This window comes from Ensifer sp. NPDC090286 (assembly GCF_044769565.1).
In the GTDB taxonomy this organism is placed as follows: Bacteria; Pseudomonadota; Alphaproteobacteria; order Rhizobiales; family Rhizobiaceae; genus Ensifer.
On the sequence record NZ_JBIVYF010000001.1, the window covers coordinates 81,071 to 102,695 of the forward strand.

The 21,625-nt window shown below is 62.7% G+C and carries 18 protein-coding genes; 10 read left to right on the forward strand and 8 right to left on the reverse strand.

Features of this window, described 5'->3' with window-relative positions; translation table 11 throughout:
• Positions 1-270: 270 nt before the first annotated feature.
• The 7 genes from fabD (at position 271) to gmk (ending at position 7,396) form a co-directional block, all read left to right on the forward strand.
• Positions 271-1,215 carry an ACP S-malonyltransferase gene (gene fabD, locus ACIQUG_RS00410; RefSeq protein WP_402316279.1) on the forward strand — a complete coding sequence of 315 codons (945 nt, stop codon included), beginning with the start codon at positions 271-273 and terminating at the stop codon, positions 1,213-1,215.
• A gap of 39 nt (positions 1,216-1,254) precedes the next feature.
• Positions 1,255-1,992, forward strand: coding sequence for a 3-oxoacyl-[acyl-carrier-protein] reductase (gene fabG, locus ACIQUG_RS00415; RefSeq protein WP_043611367.1), 738 nt, complete (start codon positions 1,255-1,257; stop codon positions 1,990-1,992).
• 333 nt (positions 1,993-2,325) lie between these two features.
• The gene (locus ACIQUG_RS00420; RefSeq protein WP_003531676.1) at positions 2,326-2,562 is read left to right on the forward strand and encodes an acyl carrier protein; all 237 of its coding nucleotides are present in this window, start codon (positions 2,326-2,328) and stop codon (positions 2,560-2,562) included.
• 221 nt (positions 2,563-2,783) lie between these two features.
• Positions 2,784-4,049 (forward strand): beta-ketoacyl-ACP synthase II, encoded by a 1,266-nt coding sequence (fabF, locus tag ACIQUG_RS00425; RefSeq protein WP_402316292.1) that lies wholly within the window; start codon positions 2,784-2,786, stop codon positions 4,047-4,049.
• 463 nt (positions 4,050-4,512) lie between these two features.
• Complete coding sequence (gene mltG, locus ACIQUG_RS00430) at positions 4,513-5,712, forward strand: endolytic transglycosylase MltG (RefSeq protein ID WP_402316295.1); 1,200 nt, start codon at positions 4,513-4,515, stop codon at positions 5,710-5,712.
• 133 nt (positions 5,713-5,845) lie between these two features.
• Positions 5,846-6,733 carry a YicC/YloC family endoribonuclease gene (locus ACIQUG_RS00435; protein WP_402316298.1) on the forward strand — a complete coding sequence of 296 codons (888 nt, stop codon included), beginning with the start codon at positions 5,846-5,848 and terminating at the stop codon, positions 6,731-6,733.
• 3 nt (positions 6,734-6,736) lie between these two features.
• Positions 6,737-7,396, forward strand: a complete 660-nt coding sequence (gene gmk / locus ACIQUG_RS00440; RefSeq protein WP_034803935.1) for a guanylate kinase — start codon at positions 6,737-6,739, stop codon at positions 7,394-7,396.
• Between the two features lie 84 nt (positions 7,397-7,480).
• On the opposite strand, the gene rsmA is transcribed toward gmk, so the two are convergent.
• The 6 genes from rsmA to lptF all read right to left on the reverse strand — a co-directional run bounded on the left by rsmA (position 7,481) and on the right by lptF (position 15,069).
• Entirely contained in the window at positions 7,481-8,308 is an 828-nt protein-coding gene (rsmA, locus tag ACIQUG_RS00445) for a 16S rRNA (adenine(1518)-N(6)/adenine(1519)-N(6))-dimethyltransferase RsmA (protein ID WP_402316301.1), read from the reverse strand.
• Complete coding sequence (gene pdxA, locus ACIQUG_RS00450; RefSeq protein WP_402316304.1) at positions 8,308-9,336, reverse strand: 4-hydroxythreonine-4-phosphate dehydrogenase PdxA; 1,029 nt, start codon at positions 9,334-9,336, stop codon at positions 8,308-8,310. Before pdxA ends, rsmA begins: the two co-directional genes overlap by 1 nt.
• Before the next feature lie 13 nt (positions 9,337-9,349).
• Complete coding sequence (locus ACIQUG_RS00455; RefSeq protein ID WP_043611377.1) at positions 9,350-10,291, reverse strand: peptidylprolyl isomerase; 942 nt, start codon at positions 10,289-10,291, stop codon at positions 9,350-9,352.
• 184 nt (positions 10,292-10,475) lie between these two features.
• Positions 10,476-12,824, reverse strand: a complete 2,349-nt coding sequence (locus ACIQUG_RS00460; RefSeq protein WP_402316307.1) for an LPS-assembly protein LptD — start codon at positions 12,822-12,824, stop codon at positions 10,476-10,478.
• On the reverse strand, positions 12,824-13,906 hold the full coding sequence (gene lptG / locus ACIQUG_RS00465; protein WP_402320494.1) for an LPS export ABC transporter permease LptG: 1,083 nt from the start codon (positions 13,904-13,906) through the stop codon (positions 12,824-12,826). Before lptG ends, ACIQUG_RS00460 begins: the two co-directional genes overlap by 1 nt.
• Positions 13,900-15,069 carry an LPS export ABC transporter permease LptF gene (gene lptF, locus ACIQUG_RS00470; protein ID WP_402316310.1) on the reverse strand — a complete coding sequence of 390 codons (1,170 nt, stop codon included), beginning with the start codon at positions 15,067-15,069 and terminating at the stop codon, positions 13,900-13,902. Before lptF ends, lptG begins: the two co-directional genes overlap by 7 nt.
• 421 nt (positions 15,070-15,490) lie before the next feature.
• On the opposite strand from lptF, the gene ACIQUG_RS00475 reads away from it, so the two are divergent.
• Positions 15,491-16,984, forward strand: coding sequence for a leucyl aminopeptidase (locus tag ACIQUG_RS00475; RefSeq protein WP_402316312.1), 1,494 nt, complete (start codon positions 15,491-15,493; stop codon positions 16,982-16,984).
• A gap of 41 nt (positions 16,985-17,025) precedes the next feature.
• On the forward strand, positions 17,026-17,475 hold the full coding sequence (locus ACIQUG_RS00480; protein WP_402316315.1) for a DNA polymerase III subunit chi: 450 nt from the start codon (positions 17,026-17,028) through the stop codon (positions 17,473-17,475).
• Between the two features lie 72 nt (positions 17,476-17,547).
• On the opposite strand, the gene ACIQUG_RS00485 is transcribed toward ACIQUG_RS00480, so the two are convergent.
• The gene (locus ACIQUG_RS00485; RefSeq protein ID WP_402316318.1) at positions 17,548-18,474 is read right to left on the reverse strand and encodes a Gfo/Idh/MocA family protein; all 927 of its coding nucleotides are present in this window, start codon (positions 18,472-18,474) and stop codon (positions 17,548-17,550) included.
• A gap of 227 nt (positions 18,475-18,701) precedes the next feature.
• Here ACIQUG_RS00485 and ACIQUG_RS00490 point away from each other — a divergent pair, with 227 nt between their 5' ends.
• Positions 18,702-19,544, forward strand: coding sequence for a GNAT family N-acetyltransferase (locus tag ACIQUG_RS00490; RefSeq protein ID WP_402316322.1), 843 nt, complete (start codon positions 18,702-18,704; stop codon positions 19,542-19,544).
• A 29-nt stretch (positions 19,545-19,573) separates the two neighbouring features.
• Here ACIQUG_RS00490 and ACIQUG_RS00495 read toward each other — a convergent pair whose 3' ends face one another.
• Positions 19,574-21,463: an ABC-F family ATP-binding cassette domain-containing protein gene (locus tag ACIQUG_RS00495; protein WP_402316324.1), complete on the reverse strand. Its 1,890-nt coding sequence runs from the start codon at positions 21,461-21,463 to the stop codon at positions 19,574-19,576.
• Positions 21,464-21,625: the final 162 nt, after the last annotated feature.

Sequence of the window (21,625 nt, forward strand, 5' to 3'; positions counted from 1 at the left end):
GTCACCTCAGCCCCGGTGGTTGGGGAAAGGGCAGAGCGACATCGGGCGGCAAACTTACGCCTTGATTGTTGAAGATCAAGGGCAAAAGGGCCTGTCGGTCGCGTCCCTGCCGGCCTCCAAGCTTGACTCGTCGGTAAGGAATGTGAATGGAGAGGAAACCGGAGATGTATGGTTTCTGCCTGCATCCCGCTCTAACTCATAAGAACCGATCACTAGGATTTCGTGTCGCGCCGACCCGAAATCCTAGTGATCTAGGGAAGGGACGATCCCATGAGCATTGCATTCACGTTTCCAGGCCAGGGCAGCCAGGCTGTCGGCATGGGCAAGGATCTGGCCGACGCTTTTCCGGAAGCGGCAGCCGTCTTTGCCGAAGTCGATGAAGCACTCGGCCAGAAGCTGTCCGAGATCATGTGGAACGGCCCTGACGAAACGCTGACGCTGACGGCAAACGCCCAGCCGGCGCTGATGGCGGTATCGATGGCCGTCATTCGCGTGCTTGAAGCCAACGGCCTCGACATCAAGTCCAAGGTCTCGTTCGTCGCCGGCCATTCTCTCGGCGAATACTCGGCTCTCTGCGCCGCCGGCACCTTCTCGATCGCCGACACCGCACGCCTCCTGCGCATCCGCGGTAACGCCATGCAGGCGGCCGTTCCGGTCGGCAAGGGCGCAATGGCGGCGATCATCGGTCTGGAGCACGCCGACGTCGAGGCCGTCTGCCGCGAAGCGTCGGCCCTCGGTTCCTGCCAGATCGCCAACGACAATGGCGGTGGCCAGCTGGTGATCTCCGGCGAGAAAGCCGCCGTCGAGAAGGCCGCGACGCTCGCTTCCGAAAAGGGCGCCAAGCGCGCGCTGATGCTGCCAGTTTCGGCACCCTTCCATTCCGCGCTGATGGCGCCGGCTGCCGACGCTATGCGCGAGGCATTGGCCAAGGTCGAAAAGCGCAATCCGGTGGTGCCCGTCATCGCCAACGTGCTCGCCGCCCCCGTCAGCGATGCCGACGAGATCGCCCGGCTGCTGGTCGAGCAGGTCACCGGCCAGGTCCGCTGGCGCGAGACGGTCGAGTGGTTTGCCGCCAACAACGTCACGACGCTTTATGAACTCGGTTCCGGCAAGGTCCTGACCGGGCTTGCCCGCCGTATCGACAAGACCGTCAACGGTATCGCCGTCAATACGCCCGCCGATATCGACGCAGCACTCGCCGCCTTGCTCGCCTGAGCGAGCGCCTAGGCGTTCCAGTTATAAGGAATCAAAGAGATGTTTGATCTTTCCGGCCGCAAGGCTCTCGTTACCGGCGCATCCGGTGGTATCGGCGAAGAAATCGCCCGCATGCTGCACGCTCAAGGCGCCATCGTCGGCCTGCACGGCACCCGCGTAGAAAAGCTCGAAGCGCTTGCCAACGAACTTGGCGATCGCGTGCAGCTCTTCCCGGCAAACCTTTCCGACCGCGCCGAAGTCAAGGCGCTCGGCGAAAAGGCTGAAGCCGAACTCGGTGGCGTCGATATCCTCGTCAACAACGCCGGCATCACCAAGGACGGCCTCTTCGTGCGCATGAGCGACGAGGACTGGGATGCCGTTCTCGAAGTGAACCTCACGGCCGTGTTCCGCCTGACGCGCGAACTCACCCATCCGATGATGCGCCGCCGTTTCGGCCGCATCGTCAACATCACCTCCATCGTCGGCGTCACCGGCAACCCCGGCCAGGCGAACTACTGCGCCTCCAAGGCCGGCATGATCGGCTTCTCCAAGTCGCTTGCCCAGGAAATCGCGACGCGCAACGTCACGGTCAACTGCGTGGCTCCGGGCTTCATCGAAAGCGCGATGACCGGCAAGCTCAATGACAAGCAGAAGGACGCGATCATGGGCGCGATCCCGATGAAGCGCATGGGCACCGGCGCCGAAATCGCTTCGGCGGTCGCTTACCTCGCTTCGAATGAAGCCGGTTACGTCACCGGCCAGACGATTCACGTCAACGGCGGCATGGCCATGATCTGATCCGGTTTCCGGGATGGGCCGCCCGCCGAGATTGTGCGGCGGGCGATCTTCAACGTCCCGGGATGCCGCCTGCCAAATGCCTGAAATTCAATGTTGAGCAAGCGAATGACAGGCATTTTCGGACTTTGCGACAGCGTTAAACCGTGTTAATCGGGCCATGACTGTTAGCAGTCGACCGGTCCCGCCAGGCGTCCGGCAGCCTTGGCTGCCTTGGGTTTGCCGCAGTTCCGGTTGGATGGATTGCCGGGTGGGCCGTCTTGGTCTATCAGGCTTACAGAAGAGTACCGGTGCCGGAATAGGCGCCTACAGAAACGAAGGTCGAGGAACTCCGACATGAGCGATATCGCAGAACGCGTAAAGAAAATTGTTATTGATCATCTTGGCGTCGACGCCGAAAAGGTCAGCGAAGGCGCAAGCTTCATCGACGACCTCGGCGCGGACTCGCTCGACACCGTCGAACTGGTCATGGCTTTCGAAGAAGAATTCGGCGTTGAAATCCCGGACGACGCTGCTGACTCGATCCTGACTGTCGGCGACGCCGTCAAGTTCATCGAAAAGGCCCAGGCCTAATATATTGAAGCGGCTTCGGCCGTGGACGGGCCGCCTAAAGCGGCCCGTTTCAGCCCAGGGAAGTGGGCTATCCCGCGCTGAGCGGGGATTTCGATCAGCAAGCGTTTTCCGCATTTCCCTCTGATCGTGAATAAGAACCTTAAAATGGATGCCCGGATCGGGTTCGTTACACGTGGTCCGATCCGGCTCTGAAATGGAAAAGTCAGGGTGGGTCGCGGACTATGAGACGTGTCGTTATCACCGGTACCGGCATGGTATCTCCCTTGGGTTGCGGAACTGAGGCGACGTGGGCGCGCCTGCTTGCCGGGCACAATGCCGCGCGCAAGGTGACCGAATTCGAGGTCGAGGACCTTCCTGCCAAGATTGCCTGCCGCATTCCTTTCGGCGACGGCACCGATGCTACCTTCAATGCCGACGACTGGATGGAGCCGAAGGAGCAGCGCAAGGTCGATCCGTTCATCGTCTACGCGATGGCTGCGGCCGACATGGCGCTTTCCGATGCCGGCTGGAAGCCGGAGAGCGATGAAGACCAGATCGCAACCGGCGTGCTTATCGGTTCAGGCATCGGCGGTCTCGAGGGCATCGTCGAAGGCGGCTACACGCTGCGCGACAAGGGCCCCCGCCGCATCTCGCCGTTCTTCATTCCTGGTCGCCTCATCAACCTTGCCTCTGGCCAGGTGTCGATCCGCCACAAGCTGCGCGGTCCCAACCACTCTGTTGTCACCGCCTGTTCGACCGGCGCCCATGCGATCGGCGACGCGAGCCGACTGATCGCGCTCGGTGATGCCGACGTCATGGTGGCCGGCGGCGCGGAATCGCCGATCTGCCGGATCTCGCTCGCCGGCTTTGCCGCCTGCAAGGCGCTGTCGACCCAGCACAACGACGATCCGCAGAAGGCCTCGCGCCCCTACGATATCGACCGCGACGGCTTCGTCATGGGCGAGGGCGCCGGCGTCGTCATCCTCGAAGAGCTCGAGCATGCCAAGGCGCGCGGCGCCAAGATCTATGCGGAAGTCGTCGGTTACGGCCTTTCGGGCGATGCCTTCCACATCACTGCTCCGTCGGAAGATGGCGACGGTGCCTATCGCTGCATGCAGATGGCGCTGAAGCGCGCCGGTCTGACCGCTTCCGATATCGACTACATCAACGCCCACGGCACCTCCACCATGGCCGACACGATCGAGCTTGGCGCCGTCGAGCGTCTGGTTGGCGAACACGCGTCGAAGATCTCGATGTCCTCGACCAAGTCGGCCATTGGCCACCTGCTAGGCGCTGCCGGCGCGGTGGAAGCAATCTTCTCGGCGCTGGCGATCCGCGACAACATCGCGCCGCCGACGCTGAACCTCGACAACCCATCGGTCGAGACGAAGATCGACCTCGTGCCGCATGTCGCGCGCAAGCGTGAAATCAACGTGGCGCTCTCGAATTCCTTCGGTTTCGGCGGCACCAACGCTTCGTTGGTCCTGCGCCGCTACACCGGCGCCTGACCGCGCGTCCGGAGCGTCGCCTGAGCCAATCATTGCGCCGACCGCAGAAGGCGGCGCAATGATCCAGCTTTTGCCGTATTGCTCGCTACAAGCATGTGTTGGGAGGAGGCGCCGTCATGGAAGATGGCGCTCGCCGACCGCGATGTTCGCGCAAGGCATATCTGTCAGATTGCCATTCAACCATTGCCTGGAACGACGGTTTGCCCGGTTATTACCGCGGGCCGAGGTTCCGGATTAAAGTGTCGGTCGTCCGCCGCGTTCTCTTGAACGGACGGTGATTCGACACATTTCTGTGGTTCTTCGGTGAGATTGCACCGGCCGCGGATTTTTGAGTAACTGCGGACGCCGGCCTTCTGGGCGGCACCGTTTTATAAATTTGACCTATGCCTGCCACGGTCCAGTCCGAAATTCGCACCGGAAGCAGGAAGAGAATGAGGCCGCGAATTTCGGGTTCGGGATAATCGTGAGCGACTCAAACGATAACGGCGCGGCGCAATTCGGCCGCAGTGAAAACGCGAGCAACGGACCGATCATTCCGAAATCGGCAAACGAAGCGCTGCGTCCGGAAAAGGTGCCGCAGCCGCCGAAACGATCGCGCAAGGCACGCAGCCAGGTCGTGATCTTCCTGAACTTCGTCATGACCGTCATCGTGTTTGCGGCGCTCGCCGCCGCCGGCACGGTCTATTACGCGATGCACCAGTACGAGAAGCCGGGTCCGCTGCAGGCGAACCAGAACTTCATCGTCCGCGGCGGCGCCGGCATGAGCGAGATCGCAAGCGGCCTTGAGCGCGGCAACATCATCACCGATGCGCGTGTCTTCCGTTTCGTCTCCGAGGCCTATCTCGACAACGAGACTCTGAAGGCCGGCGAATACGAGATCAAGGCGGGCTCGTCGATGCAGGAGGTCATGCAGCTCCTGAAGTCGGGCAAGTCGATCCTCTATTCCGTTTCCCTGCCCGAAGGCCTGACGGTCAAGCAGATGTTCCACAGGCTCGCCGATGATCCGGTGCTCGTCGGCGATCTGCCGTCGGAACTGCCGGCCGAAGGCTCACTGATGCCTGACACCTACAAGTTCACGCGCGGCACCAAGCGCGGCGAGATCGTGCAGCAGATGGCTGCTGCCCAGAAGGTCCTCGTCGGCCAGATCTGGGAGAAGCGCGATCCCGATCTGCCGGTTTCGACGGTGGAGGAACTGGTGACGCTTGCCTCGATCGTGGAGAAGGAAACCGGCCGCGCCGACGAGCGCCCGCGCGTCGCTTCGGTCTTCATCAACCGGCTCGACAAGGGCATGCGGCTGCAGTCCGACCCGACGATCATCTATGGCATTTTCGGCGGTGACGGAAAGCCGGCGGATCGGCCGATCCTGAAGTCGGACATCGACAAGCAGACGCCGTACAACACCTATATCATCAAGGGCCTGCCGCCGACGCCGATCGCAAATCCCGGCCGTGCAGCCCTGGAAGCGGTCGCCAATCCGTCGCGCACGCCGGAGCTTTACTTCGTTGCCGACGGCACGGGCGGCCACGTCTTTGCCGAGACGCTCGACGAACACAATGCCAATGTCCGCCGCTGGCGCAAGGTTGAGGCGGAGCGGGCAGCCGAAGCGGCGAAGGCTGCGTCTGACGGTGGCTCTGCTGAACCGGCAGCTACGCAGCCGCAATAGGCCGGCGCTCGCGGGCGGCAGAGCCGCCTAGCGATGCTTGCACTGTGGACGGACGAATCACGGCGCGGATATCCCTTGCGGGATGCCGCGCCGTCGCCTTATTGCTTCTGCTGAAACCGCAACGGAGGTGATGATGCCGCTCCAATCGATGACCGGCTTTGCCCGGAGAGAAGGCAGCAGCGGCCGCCGTCGTTGGGCCTGGGAGCTGCGCTCCGTCAACGGCAAGGGCCTGGACCTCCGGCTGCGCCTGCCGCAGGGGCTCGAGCGCTTCGAACCCGAGGTTCGCAAGCTTGCAGCAGAGTATTTTTCCCGCGGCAATCTTCAGATCGGCCTCTCCGTCAGCGGCGGCGAGGCGGCCGTCGAGGCCGTGGTCAACCAGGCAGCCTTGACGGCGGTGCTAAACCTGCGCGGTCAACTCGGGGACCTCGTCGATCCCGCACCGCTCCGGTTCGACACGCTTCTCTCGATCCGCGGCATCGTCGACTTCCGCGAGCCGGAGGAGAGCGAAGAAGAGCGCGCGGCGCTCGACGCAGATATCCTGGCCGGGCTGGCGGGCGCGCTCGCCGATCTGCGCAAAATGCGCGCGGACGAGGGCGCGGCGCTCTGTCAGATCCTGCTGGCGCAGGTCGAGACGATCGAGCGGCTAACGGCGACGGTCGAGGCCGACCCGTCACGTAGTACCGCGGCGATTGCCGACCGGCTGGCGCAGCAGGTCGCTCTGGTCATTGACAACGGTTCATCGCTGGAGCGGGACCGTCTCTATGCCGAAGTCGCTTTGCTCGCCACCAAGGCGGATCTTCGCGAGGAGATCGACCGGCTTGGCTCCCATATCGTTGCCGCCCGCGAGCTTCTGTCGAAGGGCGGTCCCGTCGGGCGCAAGCTCGATTTCCTCGCACAGGAATTTAACCGAGAATCGAATACGATCTGTTCCAAGTCGAACGCAGCCGCAGTGTCTGCCGCCGGCATCGAGTTGAAGGTCGTCATCGACCAGTTCCGCGAACAGGTCCAGAATCTGGAGTAAGGTATGAACCCGGCGACCCCTTCGCCCATCAAGATCGCCCGTCGTGGGCTGATGCTCGTCATTTCCTCGCCGTCTGGCGCTGGCAAGTCGACCATTGCGCGCAATCTCCTGGAAGCCGATCCGGAGATGAGCATTTCGGTCAGCGTGACGACGCGTCAGCGGCGCCCGAGCGAGATTGACGGACGGCACTATCATTTCAAGTCCATCCGCGAATTCGAGGCGCTGAGGTCCACCGACTCGCTGCTCGAATGGGCGGAGGTGCACGGCAATTTCTACGGCACGCCGCGCGACGCGGTGGAGGCGGCCATGGCCGCCGGCCGGGACATGCTGTTCGATATCGACTGGCAGGGCGCTCAGCAACTTCAGGAGAAGATGGCTGGCGACGTCGTCTCGATCTTCATCCTGCCGCCGTCGATGGCCGAGTTGCAGTCGCGCCTGCATCGCCGCGCCGAAGACAGCGAAGAGGTGATCGCCACGCGCCTTGCCAATTCGCGCGCCGAGATCGAGCACTGGCGGGAGTATGATTACATCGTGCTCAACGACGACCTCGACCGCGCCTTTGCGTCCGTGCGGGCGATCGTCGAGGCCGAGCGCCTGCGCCGCGACCGGCGCCCTGGGCTGTTCGATTTCGTCAACGGGCTGCTGACCGAAAACCCGTTCTAAGGCTTCAAAAAAGAAATGGCTCCGTGAGGAGCCATTTTTGATTCATGCCATTTGCAACGCGCGCCTTGCGACCCACATGCCCACTCAGAGGCAGTTTGCCAGCCGGCAGAACTCTTCCACCGAAAGTGTTTCGGCGCGTCGCTGCGGGTCGATGTCGGCCTTGGCAAGCAGCGCCTCGCCACCGAGCGGCTTCAGGCTCTGGCGCAGCATCTTGCGGCGTTGGCCGAAGGCTGCATGCGTCACCTTCTCGAGGGCTGCGACCGAGCAGGGGATCGGGTTTTCGACCGGCTCCAGATGGACTACGGAGGACGTCACCTTGGGCGGTGGCGTAAAGGCCTGCGGCGGCACGTCGAACGCCATCCGTGCGTTCGTACGCCAACTGCAGAGCACACCGAGGCGGCCATAGTGGTCGTCATCCGCGTCGGCGACGATCCTCAGGCCCACTTCACGCTGGAACATCAGCGTCAGCGATTGCCAGAAGGGCGGCCAGCGCTGGGGCAGCAGCCAGTTGACGAGCAATTGCGTGCCGACGTTGTAGGGCAGGTTGGCGATGATCTTGACCGGCCCTTCGTCGGCAAGCGTCTCGAAGGGCGTCTTCAGTGCGTCACCTTCGATCACCTGCAGCCGATCGGGATAATGCGCGCCGATCTCCGCAAGCGCCGGCAGGCAACGCGAGTCACGCTCGATCGCAATGACCTTCTTGGCGCCGAGCGCGAGGATGGCGCGAGTGAGGCCGCCCGGTCCGGGGCCGACCTCGATGACCGTCACGCCTTCGAGCGAACCGGCGGTCCGCGCGATCTTCTGCGTCAGGTTGAGGTCGAGCAGGAAGTTCTGGCCGAGCGCCTTCTTGGCATCGAGGCCGTGACGCTGGATGACGTCGCGTAGCGGAGGAAGACCGTCAAGGGCGGCCATCAGCGAATATCTCCTGGCATATTGGCCGCAAGCGATGCGGCAAGGTCGAGGGCTGCCCGAAGGCTGTCGTTGCGGGCGACGCCCTTGCCGGCAAGGCTGAAGGCCGTGCCGTGGTCGGGCGAGGTGCGGATGAAGGGAAGACCGAGCGTGACGTTGACGCTGTCGTCGAAGCCAAGAGCCTTGGCCGGGATCAGCGCCTGGTCGTGATACATGCAGATGGCCACGTCATAGGTGGCGCGTGCGCGATCGTGGAACATCGTATCGGCCGGCAGCGGTCCAATGGCATCGATGCCTTCAGCGCGCAGCCGGTCGACGACCGGTCGGATCACGGCGTCGTCCTCGAGCCCAAGCGCACCGTTTTCGCCGGCATGCGGGTTCAGGCCGGCGATTGCGAGCCGCGGCTGTTGAAGTCCGAAGCGATTGCGAAGGTCGGCCGCAGTGATCGTGCAGGTGCGGTAGATGAGGTCCGGCGTCAGTTGCTCCGGCACGTCCTTCAAGGGGATGTGGATGGTGACGGGCACGGCACGCAGCTTCGGTCCGGCCAGCATCATCACCGGCAGAACCGGTTCGCCTGTCCCCTTTTCGGCAAGATCGGCGAGATATTCGGTATGGCCTGGAAAGCGGAAGCCGGCGTCATAAAGAACCGCCTTGGCGATCGGGTTCGTGACCACGGCCGACGCCTGACCGGCGCTCACCAGTCGCACGGCCGTGTCGATCGCACCGATGACGGCGCTGGCATTGGCCGTGTCAGGATGGCCTGCGTTGACCGGGGCAGGGCAGGTAAGCGGCAGCACCGGCAACGCCGTATCGAAGAGGGAGAGCGCGCCGGCGCAATCGGTCTCGCGGATGGGCACTGTGTAGCCGAGCATCGATGCGCGTGCGGCAAGCACCGCGGGGTCGCCGATGAAGAGGAAGGGGGCCGTCGCGTGGTCGTGGCGGCCGAGCCAGGCCGAAAGACTGATGTCCGGTCCGATACCGGCCGGGTCGCCCATGGTCAGGGCGAGGGGCCCGCCGGTTGTTTCGCGCATGGTTCCGTCGTGATTACTTGTTGACGATTTGCGCCTTCTTGCGCAGCTCCTCGAGGTACTTCTCGCTGTTCGGGTCCTCGCCGCCTTCCTTCTTCTTGCCGATATCCTCGGCGCGGAAGACGATTTCGGCGGCGGTGTCGTCGTTGACCTCACGCTTCTTGCAGATCGCCAGGTACTCGACGCCCTTTTCCGTCACGCGGGTGCCGGTGGTGCCGTTCTCGCCGGCTTTCTCGATCAGCGGCTTCCATTCGTCGGGCAACTGCTGGGCCAGCATGCGGCCGAGGCTGCGGATCGACACGTCGCGATAGTTGGCGGCAAACACCTTGGAGGTTTCGCAGCCCGGGAACTGGGCGCGCGAGGCGTTGGCTTCGGCCTGCCGCTTCGCGGTGATCGCGCCGCGCTTCTTCTCGGGAATGACGAAGATCACCTGCTGCAGGAAGTACTCGGTGGTGACGGGCTTCTGTCCGCCGCCTGCCATCATGCGCTTGACGAGGTCGGCGCCCTGGAGGCGGTTGGAGCTGCCGTAGCGGAAGTTAACAGCGCGCGGCCAGCTCATCTGCACGGCGATGAACTGCTTGAAATGTTCGGCGCCTACGCCGGCCTGATCGAGAATCTTGCCGAGCTGCTCGGTCGAAAGCTTATTGCCCGAGGCGAAACGCGCATAGGCGGCATCGACTTCCTGGGTGCTGACGGACTGGCCGATGCGTGCGATCTCGGCCCGCTTGAGAACTTCGTCGACGAGCTGCTTCTTGGCTTCGTCGTTGCCGCCCTTCTGGCGCTGCAGGCGAAGGAAGGCCACGCGCTTGGCGATGTCGCCGGATGTGATCACCGTGTTGTTGACCGTTACCTTGACCGTGCTCGCTGCTGCCTGAGCTCCGGAGCATACGGCAACGCTCAAGGTGCCGGCCAAAGCCAGTACCGACAGTGTCCTCAAGATCGACATTTTCCCGCCCATTATCTTTTCCTATATCCCGGACTATCACCGTCGACAGGCTTTGTCCGCCTGTCGGCCTTGCGCCGTTGCCTTATCTTGTCGGAGGGAATGCATAATACATGCGGCCAAACGATGACAAGACCGTTTGACCGTGCCGATATCGACGAATGGGCGAACTTTTGGTCCGCCCACTCGCTTGACGATATCAATAATAGTCCAGTTCTTCGAACTTGGTGTCGCCAACGTTCACGTCGCCGAGCGTACGGAAGCTGATTCTCGCGCCGATCGACCAGTCGTTCGCCACATTGGCGTCGGTATCGCGTTCCTGTTTGTAGACAATCGAGAACAGCGTGTCCTGATCGTCGTAGGTGATGCCGAAACCGTTGCGCGAGATGACATCCTTGTTGATGTCATAGGTGATCGCGCCGAACACCGACCAGTAATCATGGAACCGGTAGGCGGCAGCCGTCTGGATTTCGTCCTGGTTGGACAGAGATCCGTAGAGCGGCTGCGCTTCGATGCGCGTATAGGTCATCGCCGCCTGCCACGTCGTGCCGAGATAGCCGACGGTGGTGTCGGCGCGGCGCAGCGACAGGTCCTTTTCGTCGAGGCGACCGGAAATGCTCGCCATCAGGCCGGACGGTGCATCGATGCCGAACATGGCAACGTAGTCGGAACTCCTGGTCTCGAGACCGGAATTCGCCCCGGCCTTGACCAGATCGTCCGTCGCAAACGAGTTCAGGCCGCCCAGATGGAACGACTGACCGACGATGCCGCGCAGGCCGTAGCCGCTGTCGAAGGTTCCGGTATAGCGGAAACCGACATTGGCGCGCGTGCCGCCCTCGATCCGGTCGAAACCGGAGAACTTGTCGCGGTCGAAGAGGTTCGTCGCATCGAACACGAAGCTCTGCGCGTCTTCGTTCGGCAGACCGCCCGCATATTGCTCGTTGGGACGCGCATAGAGCTGCGCAATCGGTTCGACCACATGGCTGCTGTCTTCACCGACGAACAGGATCGGGTAGCGGGCTTCAAGGCCCGCGGTCAGCATGCGCCGTGTCACCGCGTCGCTCGTGTTGTAGTCGCCCGTGTAGGCCGGGCCCGGGTTGTCCATGTTCAGCCCGATAGCGTCGCCACGCGCAGCCAGCAGCGGCGTGATGACCAGGCCACCCGGAGCAATGAAGGTGCGCTTCCACTCCAGTTCGCCCGTCAGGCGGTGCGATGTGCCCTCAAGGCCACGGAAACGGGTCACGCCCGGTTGCGTAAACGCGTCGAGCCGGTTGCGCTTCACGTTGGTGAAGTTCAGCGTACCGGAAAGCTCACCGCCCAGGACGGATTCAGGCGCCTTGTAGGAATAATCGAGAACCTGCGCCGCAGGCTGCTGGTTTTCCGCGATGCTGTTGGCATCGGCATCCTGGATGTCGAAGTAGAAAGCACGCAGATCGAAGTAGTTCCGCTTGCCGAGCCCACTCAGATACGCCTGGTTGATGTAGGTCGTTCCGTCGAAATTCGACAGTTCGTAGGTTTTGGCGAAGTTGGCATCCGACTGAACGAGCACGTTCCAGCCGAAGGTCCAGCGCGGGTTGATCTCGAACTCCGCCTTCGAGGCGATCATGCCACGGTTGGTGTGCATCGCGTCGACGGTGCCGGGCGTGAACTTGCCCTTGTCGAGCTGGCTGATGCCGGCGAAGTTCAGCGTATGGTAGCCGTTGTGGAACCGCTGGCGGAATTCGCCCTCCAGCAGGAAGCCCTGACGCGACAGGCCCGTAACGGTCGCCGTCGCATCCATATAGGGCGAGATCGCCCAGTAGTAGGGTACGCCGACGCCGACGCCGAGCTTCTGGGCCGAGCGGAACGTCGGGAACAGGAAGCCGCTCTTGCGCTTGACCGTATGGTCGGGCAGCTCCATGACCGGAATATAGGCGATCGGCTTGCCGAACAGCTCGAAGCGGGCGTTCTCGAGGCGAATGGTCCGCGTGCGGCCATTCTGGATGACGCGTTGCGCCTTGATGTGCCACAGCGAGCGATGGTCGGGCTTGGTCGAGCAGGGCGTGCAGGCCGTGTAGACGGCCTCGTTCAGGATGAATTCCTCACCGTTCCGGCGCTCGCCGCTCGTGGCAGCAAGCCGCGTCAGATCGGTGGTTTCAATGCGCATCTGATCGAGGAAGCCGTCCCCGAAATCGTCGGTGATATCCATCTTGTCGGCGTAGACGACATTGCCGCCCGGCTCGACGAACTGGATTTCCCCGGATGCATAGATGCGGCCCTTCTTCTGGTCGTACTCGACCTGGCGGGCCACCATCTTGTAGCCGCCGTAATCGATCTGCACGTTGCCGCGCACGATCACTTTTTCGGCGTCCTTGTTGTAGACGAGCTCATTGGCGGACAGAAGCAGCTTGGCGTCTTCCGGCATGTTCGGGCGCAACGAATCGAGGCGCTCCGAAGCCTGCTGCGCCATCGCTGGCGCACTCATTCCCATGGCAAGTGTCTGCAGCGCCACGCCTGCAAGCAGGGCGGCGTTGATCAGCCTTATACGTTTGCGGTTCACTACCGCCACTAGCCATCCTCCTGATTTAAAAGAATCGTCGAGCCCAGCGCCATCGCTACAACAACTGGCAACCAGGCTGCAACGAAAGGAGGCACAATGCCGCTGCTCCCGAATGCTTTGACAAGCACGGTGACGACATAAAGCACGAAGCCTGAAAGGATGCCACCGAGAATTACGGAGCGCGATTGGTTAAACCGGCTAAATTTCAGCGACACGCAAGCGGCGATCAGCGTCATGGCGACGAGCAGCAGCGGCAACGACAACATTGAGTGGAATTGGGTTTCCATGCCGTTGGTCGAAAAACCGAAGGAGCGGGCCACTTCGATCTTGCGCGGCAGGTCGAAAAACTGAATGGAATCAGCCTTTGCAAGACGTTCCTGAACAAACTCCGGCTTAAGATTGGTGGCCAGCTGTGCTGTTTTCAAACGTTGCGGAAGCTGTCCGTTGCGCGTTTCCGTGACGTCGTTAAGAAGCCAGTAACCATCTTCGAGTTTCGCCGACGCCGCATCCTGTCTCCGAATGATCGTGCCCTGTGGATCAAAGTGGATGACGGTGACGTTGAGAAGCGTCGTCCCGTTGTCCTGAACCGAGCGTGCCCCGATGATCGTGTCCGTGCCGTTATAGATCTGCCTGAGCCACGGGATCGAGCCGGCATCGGCGTTCCGCGTGGAGCCCCATTCGGCCAAAAGCGCCTCGCCGCGCTTCGTTCCCCAGGCCGCAAGCGGGTTGAGCGCCACGACCGCCAGCACGCCGAAGAGGAAGGAGCCGAGGATGAACGGCCGCAGGAACTGCCAGACGGAAATGCCGGCCGCGCGGGTCACGACCAGCTCGTAGCGGCGGTTGAGCGAGATCAGCGCCGCCATGGCCGAAAACAGCGCGACGAAGGGTATCGTCTGCTGAAGGATCAGTGGGATCCGCAGCGCGGTCATCAAAAGGGCGCCGGAGATGCTGTAGCGCGGCAGGTTCGCCAACCGGCTCGCCTGTTCGCTGAAGTCGATGATGAAGACCAGCGAGAAGATCCCGACGAGGAACCAGAACGTCGTGATCACGTAGCGCATGAAGAAGTAGCGGCCGAGCGTGCCCATCATGATGGCTGACCTTTCTCGGCATCGGGCCGCATCAGGCGCAGGCGAACCAGGAGTTCCTGCAGCTTTTCCTGCCCGGTCATCGGAATGTCCAGTCGCCTGTTGCTGACGAGCTGGTGGATGCAGAGCGCGCCCGCAATCAGCGGCACGGCATACATTAACGGCACAAACCAGATGGAGTCCTCGGCGCTGTTGCCGGCATAGAACGTCATCCAGCGGATGAGCAGGGCCGCGCCGAGGGCGCTGACCATCGGATGAAGCCGCGCTTCGCGATGGGAGCGCGCGTCACTGCTGAAGACCAGCGCGATCAGGCCGAAGAGCAGGGGGAAGGTCCATTCGGTGAAGCGACGGTTGAGCTCGGCGGTAAAGGCGAGCGGATTGTTCTTGTAGACGTGATCTTCCGGGTCCGGATTGAGCAGGCCGGGAAGATCGCGGTCCTTCGCCCGGATGGTCGCCTCGCGCGTCGTCTTTGTCATGTCGGCGAGATCGAAGGCGTAGGAGTCGAACTTGATGATCGATACGCTGCCGTCGGGGAGCTTGCGCTGCACTTCCCCGTCTTTCATCACCAGCGCCGAGCTCTTGTCGTCGATGGCGCCTTCGCGCGCATAGTAGACGAGCTCGAAGCTCGGATTGCGCGAATCGGCGACGAAGATGCCCTGCAGCACGCCGCCGCCCCGCCGCGCGCCGACCTGGACATAGAGATTGTCTGCGACCTTGCGGAAGGTGTTCTCCTGTACGACCGACGACAGCAGGTCGGCGTTGGCGGTTGCCAGCATCTTGCGCAAGGCGACGCGCGAATAGGGCTCGACGAAATTGTCGACTACGAAGGAAAGCACGCTGAGGCCCAAGGCCAGGTAGATCACCGGCCGGATGATCGCCATGCGCGAGCTGCCGGCGGCATTGAGCACCGTCAGCTCCGAATCCGTGTTCATCGTCGACAGCGTCTGCGTGACGCCGATCACCAGCGCAAAGGGCAGGATGATCGTGATGACGGAGGGCAGGATGAGGGTCGCTACCTTGGCGAAGGCGAACACGGACTGGCCGTTGTCGGTGACGAGGTTGACGTTGGTCAGCGCCTGAGTCGTCCAGACGATGCCGAGCAACGGCAGGAGCGTTGCGAGGAACATGATCACGGCACGCCGGAATATGTAGCGTTCGATCAGCTTCATGCCCGTGTCCGGTCCAAAATCCTGCTCATGTTTCTGTTCCGGCGGCGGTTGTCGAACCGGGTCTCGCCCATGTCCGTAAACCGAAGCCCAGTCCTTTGCCAGCCATCCTTGCTGCTCGAATTGTGTAGCAACAGGGATAATTTAAGGCGAAGAACCTCGGTTAACCGCATGTAAACATCTGCGGGCATCTTGCCAAGCGGTTGAAAAGCGAGAAGGGTGCCGGCCACAGCTTTGACGGTGGCGAACGATGCGAATCTTTGCCACTGTAACCGCCCGGTAACAGGCCGGCTTGCCATGAGCCCTGCCGTGTCGCCCGGATGCGTTGTGCGGCCTCGATCCCCTTGGGCTGGCGTCCGATCCCTCGGAAAGATCCATTCGATCCAAAGGGTTGCGTCCAGACAGGAAATACCCGGAGTTTTCAATGTCGATGAAGTTTGAGTTCACCTTTGCCAAGTCCCACAAGCCGAGCGGCGGCGTCGCCGTTCTGCTGAAGACCGCGGGCGCGTCGGCGGCTGCCGGCGCCGATGTCGCCGACCCCGAGAACGTGGTGGCGAAGGCGGCGAAGATCAAGAAGTTTACCGGCAAGGCGTTCTCCACCCTCGACATCGTCGCGCCGCATGGCTCGCCCGCCGATCGAATCGTCGTGCTCGGTCTTGGAGACGCGGATGCGCTAACCGACCATGACTGGCTGAAGGCCGGCGGTAGCGTTGCAGCGAAGCTCGGTTCGGTCGACAGGGTGACGGTCTTCATCGACGCGGACGAGGCCAACGTGACCGGCAAGGCGGCCGCCGACTTCGCGCTCGGCATGGAAATGAATGCCTACGCCTTCGACAGCTATAAGACCAAGAAGGCCGACGACGACGCGAAGTCGTCCGGAAAGCCGACCAAGGTGACAATCGTCACCGGCACGGTCATTGCGGCGAAAAAGGCGTTCACGGCGGCGCAGGCCGTTGCCGAAGGCGTGTTTATCGCCCGCGACCTGGTGAACGAACCGGCAAACGTGCTTGGCCCGGTCGAGTTTGCCGCCAAGGCCAAGGAGCTGGAAAAGCTCGGCGTCGAGGTGGAGATCCTCACCGAAAAGGAAATGAAGAAGCTCGGCATGGGCGCGCTGCTCGGCGTCGCACAAGGGTCGAGCCGCCCGCCGCGCCTCGTCATCATGCAATGGAAGGGCGGAAAGTCGAAGGATCGTCCGCTCGCCTTCGTCGGCAAGGGCGTCGTCTTCGACAGCGGCGGCATCTCGATCAAGCCGGCAGCCGGCATGGAGGAGATGAAGGGCGACATGGGTGGTGCGGCCGCCGTCACCGGCCTCATGCATGTGCTCGCCGCCCGTGAAGCCAAGGTCAACGCCATCGGAATCATCGGCCTTGTGGAAAACATGCCCGACGGCAGCGCCCAGCGCCCGGGTGATATCGTGACCTCCATGTCCGGCCAGACGATCGAGGTGATCAATACCGACGCCGAGGGCCGTCTCGTGCTTTGCGATGCGCTCTGGTACTGCAACGATCGCTTCAAGCCGCAAGCGATCATCGACCTTGCAACGCTGACCGGCGCCATCATGGTGGCGCTCGCGACGCATCATGCCGGCCTGTTCTCCAACGACGACCGCCTGGCGGGCCAGCTTCTTGCCGCCGGCATCGCGACGCATGAGCCCCTGTGGCGCATGCCGCTCGGCCGGGAATACGACAAGATGATCGACAGCAAGTTCGCCGACATGAAGAACACCGGCGGCCGCCACGGCGGCGCGGTGACGGCGGCGCAGTTCCTCAAGCGCTTCGTCAAGGACACCCCCTGGGCGCATCTCGACATCGCCGGTACCGCCATGGGCGCGCCGACCGACGAGGTCAACCAGTCCTGGGGCTCGGGCTTCGGCGTGCGGCTGCTCGATGAACTGGTGCGGGCGAGCTACGAGGCCTGATCGCCAATGCCGGACGTGACACAAGGCGGGAAGAAGTCGGCATGACCGAGATCCTGTTCTATCACCTGACGGAATCGAAGCTGGAAGACGCGCTGCCGCCATTGCTCGACAAGAGTGTCGAGCGTGGCTGGCGGGTCGTCGTACAGACGGTCGATGCCGAGCGGCGCGACTCGCTCGACACGCATCTCTGGGTTTATCGTGACGAAAGCTTCCTGCCGCATGGCACCGACGCCGGGGATTTTGCGGCGGACCAGCCGGTGTTGCTCGTCGCCGACGACGGCAATGCCAATGCGGCGACGGTGCGTTTCGTCATCGATGGCGCGAGCCCGCCTGACGTTTCGACCTATGAGCGCATCGTCTTCATGTTCGACGGCTATGATCAGGAACAGCTCGAAGGCGCCCGCGGTCATTGGAAGCGGCTGAAGGGCGAGGGGCACACCTTGACCTACTGGCAGCAGAACCGCGACGGCCGCTGGGAAAAGAAGGCCTGAGTTTACAAGCGTTTCGACAAAAAAGCCCGCGGCCGAGACCGCGGGCTTTTTGTTTCCGGCCTGTCCGGAAGATCAGTCGTGGAAAGCCTCGACGAACTTGCGCTTGCCGAGCATGAAGGCATCGGCGACATGACGCAGCGGCGCCAGGTCGACGTCGGATTTCCCGGCTTTGACGATCTCGGCGAAGCGCCGGTAGAGCATCGGATATTCCTGCTCCGGCTCCTCGTGCACGAGCTTGCCGTCGATGGAGAGCTTGGCGCCGCCCTCCGACAGCACCATCTCGCCAGCCGCCGTGCGGGCCACAATGTCCCAGCTCTGCTTGCCGGTCTGGCGCCAGTCGAATTCCGCCGCGACCGGCAGCTTCTGTCCGTCGGTGAAGGTGATGCTGGCGGCAATCGGCGCGTCGCGATTCTCGGGGAATTCGAGCACTGCCGAGGTTACGAACAGCGGGCGCGGCAGGATGTGGGTGACGATCGACAACGCGTTGATGCCCGGATCGAAGATCCCGAGGCCGCCGGCCGCCCAGATCCATTCCTGGTTTGGATGCCAGTGGCGCACGTCTTCCTTCCAGATGACCTGGACATCCTTGATGGTCGTGCTTGCCAGGAAGGACTTTGCCGCTTCCACCGCCGGCGCGTAGCGGGAGTGCCAGCTTGCAAATAGCGACAACCCCTTCGATGCGGCCAGCGCCTCGAGGTCCGCCACTTCGCTGAGTGTGGCGCCCGGGGGCTTTTCCAGGAACACGTGCTTGCCGGCGTCGAGTGCGACGCGCGCCGCTTCGTAGCGGTATTGCGGCGGCATGCAGAGCGACACGGCTTCGATCGCAGGCACGGCTTCGAGCATCGCCTCGATCGACTTGAAATTGTCGATGCCATCGACTGTCCCATGCCGGCTCGCGGCGGCAATCAGTTGATAGTCGCCGTTCTTGGCGATCGCGGGCAGGTGCTGGTCGCGAACGATCTTGCCGATGCCGACAAGCGCTATTTTGATGGGGGCCATGGTGTTCCGCTCAATTTGTATGACTTATTGTCGGTTCTTGTAGCAGATTGCGCACCGGGAGCAAGCGGCCGCCCAGCGGCCAGACCAAGACATCTATGTCGACGAAATCGACAGATTGTCATTCCCTCTCAACGCCGCCGCACTAACTTTACCGGCGGACGTGCGGTGCCCTCCCGTCAGCCGAACGGACGATGGGGCGGTCTCGCCGCTTGAAAGGGGAGTGAACGATGCAGCAGCAGATCCGTCGGGCAAGCCGAGCCGACCTCGACGTCATGATCGAGTGGGCCGCGGAGGAGGGGTGGAACCCCGGTCTCGGCGACGCAGGGCCTTTTTGGGCGGCCGACCCGGAGGGGTATTGGGTAGCGGATGGAGAGGAGGGGCCGGTCGCAGCGATCTCGCTGGTGCGATACAACGAAAATTACGGCTTTCTCGGCTTCTACATCACCCGGCCGGATCACCGTGGCAGGGGCATCGGCCAGCAGCTGTGGCAACAGGCGATCTCGGCTGCCGATCGGCGCATCGTCGGCCTGGACGGTGTGGTCGCGCAGCAGGAGAACTATGGCCGGTCAGGCTTCGCCTACGCCCACGCGAATATCCGCTACGGCGGCATCATCGACGTGGTCGAGCCGCCGGGCGCAGATCTCCTGGAGGTCGCGCCGGTGCACATGCCGCTCCTCGTCGACTATGATCGACGCTTCGTCCCGGCGCGTCGCGAGGTATTTCTACGCGAGTGGCTGAAGTCGAGCGACGGGCGGCGCAGCGTCTTGTTGCTGCGCGACGGCGCGGTTGCGGCTTACGGGACGATCCGGGCCTGCCGCAACGGCTTCAAGATCGGGCCACTATTTTCCGATACCGAGACCGGTGCCGACCTGGTCTTTCGCAAGCTTGCCGCCGGCGTCAACGGCAGCGACGTCTATCTCGACATCCCCGAACCGAACGCCTCGGCCAAGGCACTTTGCGATCGCTACAATCTGAAGCCCGTGTTTGAAACCGCGCGCATGTATCGTGGACCGGATCCCGGTTTACCGCTGGCGCGGATCTACGGAATCACCACCTTCGAGCTGGGTTGACGGAACGTGGCGACCGCCGGGCCGGCTAATCAGCCGGCCATCGCGTCTTCATATTCTGCGGAAAGCTCGAGCCATTGCTCTTCGGCGTGGGCGAGTTTTGCTGCCGCGTCGGAGCGTTCCTTGGCCTTCTGCGCAGCCTTGGCCGGCGACTTTTCGTAGAGCGCCGGATCGGCAAGTTCCACATCAAGTGCCTGAATCAGTTTCTCCAGCTTTCCGGTCAAGGATTCGATTTCATTGATCTTCTTGCGGAGCGGCGCCAGCGAGGCACGCTTGTCGGCATTGACCTTGCGCTGGTCCGCCTTCGAAAGACTGTCATCGACGCCCGTCGGCCTCGGCTTCTCGTCCTTCGCCTTGGCGCCGCCGACGATCAGGCTGCGGTAATCCTCGAGGTCGCCGTCATAGCTCGTCACGGTCCCGTCGCGCACCAGCCACAGCCGGTCGGCCGTCGCCTCGATCAGGTGCCGGTCGTGCGAGATCAGGATCACGGCACCGGAATAGTCGTTGAGCGCGGTGATCAGCGCGTTGCGGCTGTCGATGTCGAGGTGGTTGGTCGGCTCGTCGAGGATCAGCAGGTTCGGCGCGTCGAAGGCGGCAAGCCCCATCAGCAACCGCGCCTTTTCGCCGCCGGAGAGATCCTTGGCCGGCGTTTCCATCTTTTCCGTCGCAAGCCCCATCTGCGCCACGCGCGAGCGCACCTTTGCTTCCGGTGCTTCCGGCATGCGTCGGCGCACATGCTCGACAGCACTTTGCGTCGGGATCAGGTCGTCGAGCTGATGCTGGGCAAAGAAGCCGACCTTGAGGTTGGGTGCGATCTTCAGTTCGCCGGATTCCGGCGCCAGGCGACCGGAGATGAACTTGGCGAAAGTGGACTTGCCGTTGCCGTTCGAGCCGAGCAGGGCGATGCGGTCGTCCGTATCGATCCGGAGGTTCAAACGCTTGAGGATTGGCTTGCCGGGCTCGTAGCCGACGGTGCCGCCGGTGACGGCAATGATCGGTGAAGCGGCTTCCTTCTCGGGGTCAGGGAAGGAGAAGCCCTGGACATGGTCTTCGATCACGGCCGCAATCGTGCCCATGCGCTCCAGTGCCTTGACGCGGCTTTGCGCCTGGCGTGCCTTGGTGGCCTTGGCCTTGAAGCGGTCGATGAAGCTCTGCAGGTGCTTCCGGGCCGCGTCGTTCTTGGCTTTTGCCTTCATCTGCAGTTCGTCGGCTTCCGCCTTCTGCCGCTCGAACTGGTCGTAGGGGCCGCGATAGAAGGTGAGCTTCTTCTGGTCGAGATGCACGATGGCATTGACCGCGGTGTTCAAGAGGTCGCGGTCGTGGCTGATGATGATGACCGTGTGCGGATAGCGGCGGATGTAGTCCTCCAGCCACAGCGTGCCTTCGAGGTCGAGATAGTTGGTCGGCTCGTCGAGCAGCAGCAAATCCGGCTCGGAAAAGAGCACGCCCGCAAGCGCCACCCGCATCCGCCAGCCACCGGAAAACGACGAGGCGGGACGCAGCTGTGCTTCGTGGTCGAAGCCGAGGCCGGCGAGAATGCTCGCAGCGCGCGCTTCGGCCGAGTGGGCGCCGATGTCGGCAAGCCGGGTTTGGATCTCGGCAATCCGGTGCGGATCGGTCGCGGTCTCGGCTTCGGCGACCAGCGCAGTGCGCTCCTTATCCGCCTTGAGCACGATCTCGATCAGCGGTTCTTCAGTGCCGGGCGCTTCCTGCGCGACCTGGCCGATGCGCGCGTTCTTGGGTAGTGCGATCGTGCCCGCTTCCGACGCGAATTCGCCGGTTATGATGCGAAACAGCGTGGACTTGCCAGCGCCGTTTCGGCCCACGAGCCCCGCCTTCGTGCCCGCCGGAAGCGTCACGGATGCGTTTTCGATGAGGAGACGTCCCGCGATGCGGGCGGAAAGGCCGGAAATCTGGATCATTGCGGCCTTTTGCCCGGACTTGGCCTTGAAGGCAAGAGGCGTCGGCGTGCTGCTGCCACCGCTGTGGCGGTCCGGGAATTCAAGAGGCCATTGTTATCGATTTTTGAACAAGGCGTTCCGACTATCGATACTACACATCCTCATCGTGAGGGACCATTTCAA

Coding starts and splice junctions, on each gene's coding strand:
- fabD (WP_402316279.1), top strand. CDS start 271: ATGAGCATTGCATTCACGTTTCCAGGCCAGGGCAGCCAGGCTGTCGGC.
- fabG (WP_043611367.1), top strand. CDS start 1,255: ATGTTTGATCTTTCCGGCCGCAAGGCTCTCGTTACCGGCGCATCCGGT.
- ACIQUG_RS00420 (WP_003531676.1), top strand. CDS start 2,326: ATGAGCGATATCGCAGAACGCGTAAAGAAAATTGTTATTGATCATCTT.
- fabF (WP_402316292.1), top strand. CDS start 2,784: ATGAGACGTGTCGTTATCACCGGTACCGGCATGGTATCTCCCTTGGGT.
- ACIQUG_RS00435 (WP_402316298.1), top strand. CDS start 5,846: ATGCCGCTCCAATCGATGACCGGCTTTGCCCGGAGAGAAGGCAGCAGC.
- gmk (WP_034803935.1), top strand. CDS start 6,737: ATGAACCCGGCGACCCCTTCGCCCATCAAGATCGCCCGTCGTGGGCTG.
- rsmA (WP_402316301.1), bottom strand. CDS start 8,308: ATGGCCGCCCTTGACGGTCTTCCTCCGCTACGCGACGTCATCCAGCGT.
- pdxA (WP_402316304.1), bottom strand. CDS start 9,336: ATGCGCGAAACAACCGGCGGGCCCCTCGCCCTGACCATGGGCGACCCG.
- ACIQUG_RS00455 (WP_043611377.1), bottom strand. CDS start 10,291: ATGGGCGGGAAAATGTCGATCTTGAGGACACTGTCGGTACTGGCTTTG.
- lptF (WP_402316310.1), bottom strand. CDS start 15,069: ATGAAGCTGATCGAACGCTACATATTCCGGCGTGCCGTGATCATGTTC.
- ACIQUG_RS00475 (WP_402316312.1), top strand. CDS start 15,491: ATGTCGATGAAGTTTGAGTTCACCTTTGCCAAGTCCCACAAGCCGAGC.
- ACIQUG_RS00480 (WP_402316315.1), top strand. CDS start 17,026: ATGACCGAGATCCTGTTCTATCACCTGACGGAATCGAAGCTGGAAGAC.
- ACIQUG_RS00485 (WP_402316318.1), bottom strand. CDS start 18,474: ATGGCCCCCATCAAAATAGCGCTTGTCGGCATCGGCAAGATCGTTCGC.
- ACIQUG_RS00490 (WP_402316322.1), top strand. CDS start 18,702: ATGCAGCAGCAGATCCGTCGGGCAAGCCGAGCCGACCTCGACGTCATG.
- ACIQUG_RS00495 (WP_402316324.1), bottom strand. CDS start 21,463: ATGATCCAGATTTCCGGCCTTTCCGCCCGCATCGCGGGACGTCTCCTC.